Here is a 10094-nt window from a genome sequence, read left to right as displayed (position 1 = left end):
CAACACCCAATCGTGCTGTTGCATTAATGGCGTGGGCAAATATCGCTGTTCAAGCGTTATTACCGATATCGCTTAGCCTCTCTCCTGTAGTTTATGCGTCGGTAGCCGAGAGCAAACTGCGCACTGATTCACTGGTTGTGTATCAGGTGCAACTGGGCGATACCGCTATATCTATTGCTAAACAATTTGGTTTAACACTGGAAGAATTAAAAAAACTCAACAGTGAAGCTTATAAAGACAAATCATTAAATGCTCTGCAAATTGGCGACACATTGTTAGTGCCCGATTTGCGCTTAGGTGAGCGTAAGCCTGCACACCGTATTGCGGTGAAAATGGAGCGTGATACTGAAACGCTGATCGCAGAAGCGGCCAGCTCATTAGCCGCGGGCTCTGCAGGGAATAGCCTACGTTCGGCAGCCGTTTCACAGGCAAACCAATCGGTAGAAGAGTGGTTAAAGCAGTACGGCACCGCCCGCGTAAGCCTGAATGTTGATGATAACTTTAACCTGACTGATTCAGAAGCTGATCTGTTGGTCAGCTTGGATGATACCCCTGAGTTGTTGTCATTTACCCAGCTGGGTCTGCGTCACCGAGATGATCGCACCACCGTGAATGCTGGTGTGGGTCAGCGTCATTTTGATACGAAAGATGTCGAAATGCTGGGATACAACTTGTTTTTCGATCATGAAATTGAAGCTGGTCATACCCGAGTGGGTGTTGGTTTAGAGTACTGGCGTGATTACCTGAAGCTTTCTGCGAACGGCTATATTGGCTTAAGTGGTTGGAAAGCCTCAGAAGAATTGGTTGATTACGATGAGCGAGCCGCTGATGGTTTAGACTTGCGTGCCGAAGCGTATTTACCTTCACACCCACAATTGGGTGGTAAGCTCAAGTATGAGCAGTATTTTGGTAACGAAGTCGCCCTTAGCAATGCTGAAAATCGCCAAAAAGATCCGTATTCCACCACCATTGGTGTGAACTATACGCCAATTCCGCTGATTACGGCGGGGGTTGATTATATCAAAGAGAAAGGCCAATCAGGCGATACACAATTTAACCTTGAATTTAACTACCGTTTGGGTGAAAGCCTCGATAAACAGCTTGATGGCGCAGCAATGGCCGAGTATCGCTCACTGGCCGGCAGCCGTTATGATTTGGTTGAGCGAAACAATAACATCGTACTTGAGTACCGCAAGCAAGAGCTGTTAAAGCTCAATGTGGTGGATGAGTTCAACAGCTGGCCGGAAATTAGTGAACAGCAACTGGTGGTGAATGTTGCTTCAAAATACCCGCTTGATCGTATCGAGTGGGAAGGGCACGAGTTTTTTGCCGCAGGCGGTAAAATTGCGCCTCTGTCATCACGTACCACACAAGGTGATAGCCAGTTTAAAGTGACGTTACCTGCTTATCAGTCAGAGGGAGTAAACCTGTATACACTGGTTGCTAAAGCTATTGATAATAAAGGTAATGAATCAAATACTGACAGTACTAATGTAGAAGTTACGATTAATAACACAGCCGCGCCGATGGTTACTGATCTGAAAATGCGTGGAAAACTGGAAATCGGTCAAAAGTTGGAAGCCACTTATGTGTGGGATGCTAACGGTGGTGAGCGCACTGATAAGTCAAATTACCAGTGGGGCAATAAAGGCGAAACTGCAGCATTAAAGCAGAGTGCTGATATTGATACCTCGGGTGTGATCCCTGCTATTGATCTTATTGCTGCTGATGCGGGTAAAGTTAAAGAAGTTTCTATTCAGGCAGAAAATGGTTTGAATATAAAAGGTGACAATGTCCTGACGGTAGATAGCAGCATGGAGAGCGGAGCAGGTAATGAAACCGATGGTGGAACTCCTGAAGGTGAAGTGATTGATCCTGCTATAGGGCCCAAAATCACTGAACTGACGATTACCGGTACTCTAGAAATAGGTAAGAATATTGATGGCTCTTATAAATGGGATGCTAACGCTGGTGAACCCACAGATAAATCTAACTTCTTGTGGGGTGTGAAAGGCGATAAAACTGCTACAGGATTAGAAAATGGTAAAGGCGCTGATATCCAAATATCAGAAAAAGTGCCAACACTGAAACTCGATGATCCTAGCATATATGCAGGCAAGGTAATTGAGCTTTCGGTTCAGGCTGAAAACGGTCTGAATATTAAAGGTAATATTGAAACTGTAGACAGTAGCGAGAGTGGTGAAGCTGGCAACGAAACCGATGGCGGAACCCCCGAGGGTGAAGTTATTAACCCTGATGGTAAACCGCTGATCAGAGATCTGGCGATGACAGGAACGCTCGAAGTTGGACAAACGCTGAATGCTACCTATACGTGGGATCCTCAGACTGGTGATAAGCAAGATAAATCACAGTATCAGTGGGGGCATTGGGAAAATGATAATCATACAGGCTTGAAACCCGTAGAAACGGTGGTAGAAAGCCAAAAAGTGCCTACACATACTTTAGATAGCAATGATATCGGCCATGTTATGTCGGTATATGTACTTGCTAAAAATGGCTTAGATGTATCAGGTAATGATGACACGGTAAACAGCGTACTGGGTGATGATGGTAATGAAACCGAAGGTGGTAATCAGCCAGAAGGTGAAGTGATAGACCCGAATGGTATACCGGCTATCAGCAATTTAGTGATGAACGGCGAGCTCAACGTGGGTGAAACCTTAAGTGCCACTTATCAGTGGGATCCACAAACGGGTGACCGTACTGACAAGTCACTGTATCAGTGGGGTTATGATACCGATAATACAGAAAGTTTAGGCACGCCAAGCACTATTACGACCAGTGGGCAGATAGCCGCCTCGCGTGTGCTAAATGCTACTGATATGGGTAAAGTTATCGAGCTCTCTGCCAAAGCGCAGAACGCAAGAAATGTGCAAGGAAATACACTTACGGTACAGAGCAGTAGTGTGATTACAGATCCAAGTATTATTCCGGTTATTAATAATCTACGCATCAGCGGTATGCTTGATATGGGTAATACTCTGAAAGGCACTTATGAGTTTGATGCACAGGGTGGTGATGATAATGATAAATCACATTTTGAGTGGGGTTATAAAGGCTCATCAGCCTCATTCTCTGCTCAAAATGAAGTACCCGCTAGAAATACCGTTGGCGATCACAAAATCGGAACGGAAGATCTGGGTAAAGTGATTCAATTGTCGGTGAAACCGATCAATGGGATCGGGGTAGAAGGTACACCTAAGGCTGTAGACAGTGCTATGACCTCAGCTGAGGGGAATGACATCACTCAGTTAAATCCTGATGGCCAAGTCTTTGATCCAACACTGGTAGAGGTTGACGTTAACAACGCTAAATTTGGGATAGCAGAGGGATTTCCTCGAACGGGGTTTAAACAGGCTAAATTTACGCTAAACAGTAAAGGAACTGGTTTACCTTCTACCACGTATCATAATTACTATACATGGACGGATAATGCATCTTGGGTAGAGGTGGTTGATGGGGTTGTTACTTTTACCGGTGAACCGGCTACAGGCAATGGCTTAGTCACTATCACTGCAACACCGATTGCAGGTGGTGTGAACCCTGTTCAAACTTACACATTAACGATTGAAGAGTGGTTTGTGAATAGTGGTAATCAAAGTTATGTCGGCGATATTGATTATTTAACGGCATGTTCCGATATGGGGTTGTCGGCAGAGTACACAGGGTTTAGCTATAATCAGTTTACTGATCGTACGCCGTCGAACATGACAGGTGCCGCACGTAAGGCTAATGCACCGTTGTGGAATGAGTGGGGACGTCTATCAAATGCTGCTTATCCTGAATCTAATTGGTTTGCTAACCCTTATCGAGCACTTGAACAACCGGATAGTTCTTCTCGTTATACTGTTCAATCGACGGATGGTTCAATGAGTTCGGTAATACTTTCGGTTTCTGGTTATGTTGCTTGCGTAAAATCAGTATAACAGAGATATTTGATAAACCTTATCTGTAGTCGATGTAATGCCGATCAGTTAAAGGCCACTTGAACGATCTACTCACAATAAAAAAACCGTAATTCAGCGATGCGATTACGGTTTTTTTATGTTTTTCTTTGAGTTGAATATTTAGCATTTTGTTAAAAACGGGCCCTGTACATGAAAATGTGCAGGGCTTTTCGTTATCTGCGGCAGTGATATTAATGGCCGCTAATCACTCAACACCAACCCCGCCACCTTTTTCCAGTAGCCGTTACAGTCGTGCTCGGCTTCTAGATGCAGTGGTTGTTGCCCTTGTTCATTAGCGCGAAAACGGCGCAGCATATCAAGCGTCTCTAACCCCAGAGGGGAGAGGCGGACAATATCCACCAGCCCCTGCATAGCATTAAGCTCATTGCCAAGGTTGTAACAGTAACCGCTCTGGGTTTGTATCCCGTTTAATGTAAAGACTTTTTGCTCTTCTTGTGAGTAGAGCGCGCGGCCATTCGGGTATTTGATACAGCAGGTGGCGCACTCATCTTTTGGCAGGTCTTCGGCACGCGCGGTAAAGCAGCGAGCAGAGTACGCCAGCGGCAGGTAGCCGTAACTGAATACTTCCACTTCAAACTTATCTTGCAGCCCGATATCACGGCACTGTTCGAGCAGGTTTTGCAGCCAATCACGTGAAAGCTCAACCGGCATACACCAGCGGTTCATGCCTTGGCGGTGCAAAATTTTCAGGGTATGTGCGTTGTAGCAGTTCAATGCTGGGCCGGCGACAAAGGGCAGTTTTTTTTCGGCTGCCAAGGTCACACCGGCCAGATCATTGGCCTCGATTAAAAACTCGCCGTTATCTATCAGGCGGCGCATCTGGGTGATTTCAGAGGGCGCTTCGAGCAGTGCCATGGTTGAGAGCACCACCTGTTTGCCGCTGCTGGCTAACTCCCGTGCCAGTGCAAACCAGTCTTGCACCTTCAGCTCACGCCGCTTGCTGCAGACGGTTTCACCAAGGTAAACAATGTCGGCATCGGCGTGTTGGGCGGCAGTGTAAAAGGCTTCCATTTGTGCTTTTGGCCAGAAGTAGAGTACCGGCCCTAATGCATATTTCATGTGTGGAACTCCTTTTATTGCCATTTGCGGTGATACGCACCGAGGGTGGTCTGGCGGCCTTCGGATACCGCATCAAGTGCCTGCATCCACTGCGGTTGGGCGGTGAAGTTTTGCGGATCGGCTTGATAGGCATCAATGGCTTGTCGCCACACTTTGGTGATTTGGCTGACATAGGCTGGGCTGCGCTGGCGGCCCTCAATTTTGACTGAGGCGATACCGGCAGCAAACAGCTCAGGCAATAGGCTGAGAGTGTTGAGGCTAGTGGGCTCTTCTAACGCATGGTAGAGCGCACTTTTTTCCTGATGGGTGTTATCACAGCGGTAGCGCCCTTTGCAGAGGGTCGGGTAGCCGGCATGTTCGTTGTCGGCGTAGCTGTCTATCAACACATCATTTAAACGGCACTCTAGCCCTTTAGGGGTTTGCTGCCAGCGCACAAAACGAGCGGGTGAGCATGCACCAACGGTGTTGGGCGACTCACCGGTCAGGTATGAAGAGAGATAGCAGCGCCCTTCGGCCATAATGCACAGGCTGCCAAAGGCGAACACTTCCAATGGTACACTGCTGTTGCGTGCTAACTGTTTAACCTGATGGATAGAGAGTACACGCGGCAGTACAATGCGTGAAACGGCAAAATTTTGCTCATAAAAGCGAATCGCTTCACTGTTGGTGGCCGAGGCTTGCACTGAAACGTGCCGCTCAATGTGTGGATAGCGCTCGGCCGCATATTCTAACATGGCGATATCAGCCAAAATCAGGGCATCGGCCCCCAGTTGCGCGGCGGTATCTACCGCGCGCTGCCAGCGGACAAACCCGTCGGGGTGGGCAAAGGTGTTGATCGCCACATGCAGTTTACGCTGATGGCGGCGGATATAACTGACCGCCTCTTCGAGTTTTTTTTCGGTGAAGTTTAGCCCGGCAAAATGGCGGGCGTTGGTGTCATCCTTGAAGCCGATATAAACCGCATCTGCGCCATTATCGACCGCCGCTTTCAGTGCGGGAAGGTTACCGGCGGGGCAAAGCAATTCCATGTGAAAGACGTCCTGTTGACGAAAAAAACAAAGTCCTGATCCTAAAGGCTTTATCTTCGCACAATATTGATATTCAACAGTAACTCAGAGGGTTTACTGAAAATAATTAGGGTTAAAACCTTAATTAAATGCCGTTGATACCCAAGTTATCGCCAAAACACGGCATGCCTGACTGTGTGCTGAATGTTGGCGATAACATAACACTTTCAGCCGATTAGCAGGCTGAGAGCAGGGTTAATGTGGGTTGCAGCAGTTGTTCGATTTGCGCCTCTGGCATCGGTTTGAAAAAGTGGTAACCCTGAATACCGTCACAGTTTAATCCGGCAATCAATGTGGCCTCTTCGTGGGTCTCTACCCCTTCCATAATGACGTGCATGTTGAGTGATTTTCCCAGATTAATAATGCTCTCAACAATCGCCAGTTGTTTGGGGTTGTGCAAAATATCGTGGATAAAACCGCGGTCAATTTTCAGCTCATCAAAGGGGAAGTTTGCCAGATAAGAGAGTGAGGAGTAACCGGTGCCAAAATCATCAATGGAGAGGACAAAACCGTGCTGTCGGAAATCATTGAGCAGTTTGGCCGCGTGCTCTTGATCGGTCATCACCGCGTTTTCGGTGATCTCAAGGATTATACGCTGCGGCGGGATCTGGTAGCGCTGTTGCAGTGTCAGCACTTCGTTAAACAGCCCCGGATTAGCAAACTGCCGCGGTGATAGGTTAATGGAAACCAGACCGGGGTTTAACCCCTGTGCCAGCCAGCGCTGTAGTGTGGCAAACACTTTTTCCATCACCACTCGACCAAGCCAGTCGATCAAGCCGCCTTTTTCGGCCACGGGAATAAAGCGGGCAGGGCTGATAAAGCCCTCGCTGTGGTGTTTCCAGCGCACTAGCGCTTCCATGCCAATGATCCGAAAATCGCGGGTATTCACTTTCGGCTGGAAATAGATATCTAGTTCATTACGGGTTAATGCTTTTTGCAGCTCAACTTCTAGCCATAAGCGCAGGCGTGCTTCACGGTTCATTTGTGGCTGGTAACTGGCCAGCCGGTTGCGGCCTTGGGCTTTGGCATCATACATGGCGGTATCGGCATGTTGCAGCAGGTGGTGCGCTTCACTGCCATCGGCCGGAAAGCTGACACAGCCGATAGAGCACGAGAGCTGTTTACGCATCTGTTGCAGCTCCAGCGGGTGCTGAATGGCGCGGATCAGGCTGCTACCGTACTGTTTGGCCGACTCTTTGGCGGTGTTGGGTAAGATAATGCCGAACTCATCGCCGCCAAAATAGCCGAGTACGGCATTTTCAGGTAACTGGCTGCGCAGGCGTCCGGCTATTTCGATCAGCACTTTATCGCCGATATGATGGCCGAGCGAGTCATTAATATTTTTAAAGTTATCCAGATCTAAATAGAGCATTGAGAGTGGCGTATTGTGGCGGATCAGGTTTTGTAACTGGCGCAGGGTACTGTGGCGGTTGAGTAAACCGGTGAGCGGATCGCGCTGTTGCTGCTCATCTTTCACCCGAGTTTCGGTGCGCAGCATCACCAGTTGGGCGGGGTTACCCATCTGCATAATGTTGGCCGCCTGTAAGCTTAAGCGTCTGCGCGGGCCGATGCGCGGGGCACTGTTCAGCGCCAGTGTTTGACAATGCTGGAAACTGGTGTGTAAATTTTCGGGAATATTGCCAGAGTGTGGATCGCGCAAAAAATCGTGCAGCGGGTGTGAAAGCAGTGCGGCGGCATTGGCAACCCCCAGCATGGTGGCGGCAGATTCGTTGGCTGAGACGACAATGCCCTCTTCGAGGATACAGATGCCATCATCAAGCATTGCCGTTAAATGGTGGCAGTAGCGCTGCGTCTCTTGCAGGGTATCAAGCAGGCGGTGACGCTCGGTGATATCACTGGCCTGTAGCAAATATCCCTGTATCTGTTTATCGGCATTCATGGCGGGGGTGATGCAAAAATGGTAACTACAAGGGGAGTTATTGTCCGATGACATCACTTCGCCATACACAGTTTCACCTTTCCCTGCGCGGATAAAGTAAGGCGACAGATACTGATACAGGGCCGGAGAGATGGTGTGCTCTAGCGGCTGTGAGACAAGTGAAGAGGCTTCTTTCCCTAATGCAGTACAAAACTGATTGTTCACCATGTGAATATTCAGTTGTAAATCGAAAACAGCAAACATAAATGAACTGTGCTGTGTCAGCATAGTGATGTGAGCTGTCAACGTTGAAAGCGGCATGCAGATATCCCCAATCGCCGAAATGGCGGCAATGTTAAGTGTTACGCGCTGAAAAAGAGGTGTTACACCGATTTTTTTATCGTTCTTATTACTTATTGTCAGTTGGTTAGCGGCCTGCTGCGGAATAAATTAATATGTGATTTGCCGATAAGGAAGATTCTAATTGTCATATTCGTGACATGGTGCGAAATTTCAATTTTATTGATGCAGGCCGCTATGCGAAGAGATTGTCTGCGATAAAATCGGAAACAGGCTTTAGCGGTAATTTTTTATCGGGGAATTGCCGCGAATAGAGGCGATAATGCAAATGTTGAGGTTAACTGTCTCGAAACAAACCACAGAGAGGTCAAGGTGCTGACGCAATTACCTGCACGCTTAGTCAATGATGCGCCCCGTTTTTTACGGATGCCGTTACAGTGGGTGCCATTTGGGGTGCAAAAGCATGCCCTTGAACAGCTGCTTGGTTGGATGTTTAATCAGGCAATGGAAGATGGCGAACTGGAGTTTTTACAGTCGCGCTGGTTAAAAGTGGAAGTAGAAGATCTGAATTTGATCTGGTTTATCAGTGTGCAGGGGGATCGCTTAGTGGTCGCTCCACATGCTGAGGCTGATGTCACTTTTCGTGGTAAAACCAATGATTTGATCTTAATTGCCGCCCGTTGTGAAGATCCAGACACCCTATTTTTCCAGCGCCGCTTGGTGATCGAGGGTGATACTGAACTGGGGCTGTATGTGAAAAATCTGCTGGATGCGATGGATATGACACTGATGCCAAAACCGTTGCAGATGGCGCTACAGCATCTGGCGCAGTTTATTCAGCGCGGAATGGCTCAGGCGGCATCAGCAAAAGAGACTGCCACGGCACAGGTGATAACATCATGTTGATTCGCGTTGAAATACCGGTTGATGCGCCACAAATTACGGCGCTGTTATCCCGCACCTTTCCCAGTACGGCTGAGGCTGATTTAGTCAATCAACTGCGTGAAAATGGGCAGTTAACCCTTTCGCTGGTGGCGGTAGATGAGTGTGGGCAGTGTATTGGTTATATCGCGTTTAGCCGCTTGCTGCTAAATGGCGATGATTATCACTGGGTTGCGTTGGCACCGGTGGTTGTAGATGCGGCTTATCAACGTCAGGGCATTGGTCAGGCGCTGATTAAAGAGGGGTTAAACAGCCTTAATGAGTTCGGGTATGAGGCGGTTGTGGTGCTCGGTGATCCGGCGTATTACCACCGTTTTGGTTTTAGCCCGATCAGTGCCGAACAACTGCCTTGCCCATGGGCTGAATATCAACACGCATTTCAGCGGCTCAAACTTGACAGTTTTAATCAGCCTGATGACCTGATTATCACCCAAGTGACCTATGCCGAGCCGTTTAATCAGCTGTAATTTTAATACTTTGCACAACGTTTACATATCTTGACATAAATCTTGGGCGACACACGGTAAACTGTCGCCTGAGTTTATTTATGGATCGAGATACCCAAAACATGACTGCAATAACAGGTGTTACCCGCAATCTTACTCGTTTTAGTGTCGCCATTATGTTTGGCCTGTTAAGCCATACGGCAGGTGCCAGTGCGCCGGAAACAGGCAATGGGGCGGCAAAGGCGGTGGTAGTAAGTGTTGAACCTGTTACTGAGCGGGTGTTGAGCCGCCAGTTGCCGCTGATTGGCAACCTGATTGCGCGTCAGGGTATCCGTCTTCAATCACAGGTAGAAGCGACTCTCACCGGCATTAACATGCAGCCGAGCGGGCAGGTGAAGCAGGGGCAATGGCT

At 48.2% G+C, this 10094-nt stretch carries 7 protein-coding genes; 4 read left to right on the top strand and 3 right to left on the bottom strand.

Translation table 11 applies throughout. The features are described 5' to 3' along the window. A partial coding sequence (locus ACRC27_RS08375) for an inverse autotransporter beta domain-containing protein (protein ID WP_438639662.1) occupies positions 1-3947 on the top strand: 3947 nt, incomplete at its 5' end. 222 nt (positions 3948-4169) lie between these two features. Here the strand turns inward: ACRC27_RS08375 and ACRC27_RS08370 are convergent. From ACRC27_RS08370 to ACRC27_RS08360, 3 genes are all read right to left on the bottom strand, one after another. Beyond that, positions 4170-5048: a U32 family peptidase gene (locus ACRC27_RS08370; protein ID WP_438639661.1), complete on the bottom strand. Its 879-nt coding sequence runs from the start codon at positions 5046-5048 to the stop codon at positions 4170-4172. Between the two features lie 14 nt (positions 5049-5062). Then, positions 5063-6076 (bottom strand): ubiquinone anaerobic biosynthesis protein UbiU, encoded by a 1014-nt coding sequence (ubiU, locus tag ACRC27_RS08365; RefSeq protein ID WP_438623648.1) that lies wholly within the window; start codon positions 6074-6076, stop codon positions 5063-5065. 214 nt (positions 6077-6290) lie between these two features. Next, the gene (locus ACRC27_RS08360; RefSeq protein ID WP_438639663.1) at positions 6291-8282 is read right to left on the bottom strand and encodes an EAL domain-containing protein; all 1992 of its coding nucleotides are present in this window, start codon (positions 8280-8282) and stop codon (positions 6291-6293) included. Between the two features lie 384 nt (positions 8283-8666). Between ACRC27_RS08360 and ubiT the strand changes: the two genes are divergently transcribed. From ubiT to ACRC27_RS08345, 3 genes are all read left to right on the top strand, one after another. Beyond that, positions 8667-9200, top strand: coding sequence for a ubiquinone anaerobic biosynthesis accessory factor UbiT (ubiT, locus tag ACRC27_RS08355; protein ID WP_438623646.1), 534 nt, complete (start codon positions 8667-8669; stop codon positions 9198-9200). Further along, entirely contained in the window at positions 9194-9703 is a 510-nt protein-coding gene (locus tag ACRC27_RS08350; RefSeq protein ID WP_438639660.1) for a GNAT family N-acetyltransferase, read from the top strand. The genes ubiT and ACRC27_RS08350 overlap by 7 nt, the downstream gene beginning before the upstream one ends. A gap of 80 nt (positions 9704-9783) precedes the next feature. Continuing rightward, positions 9784-10094 (top strand): hypothetical protein (locus tag ACRC27_RS08345; protein ID WP_438639659.1); only part of this gene is annotated, 311 nt, incomplete at its 3' end.

Source organism: Plesiomonas sp. (assembly GCF_051650925.1).
In the GTDB taxonomy this organism is placed as follows: Bacteria; Pseudomonadota; Gammaproteobacteria; order Enterobacterales; family CAMTGL01; genus Plesiomonas.
The sequence above is the reverse complement of the archived record's forward strand: the minus strand, read 5'-3'. Positions and strand labels throughout refer to the sequence as shown.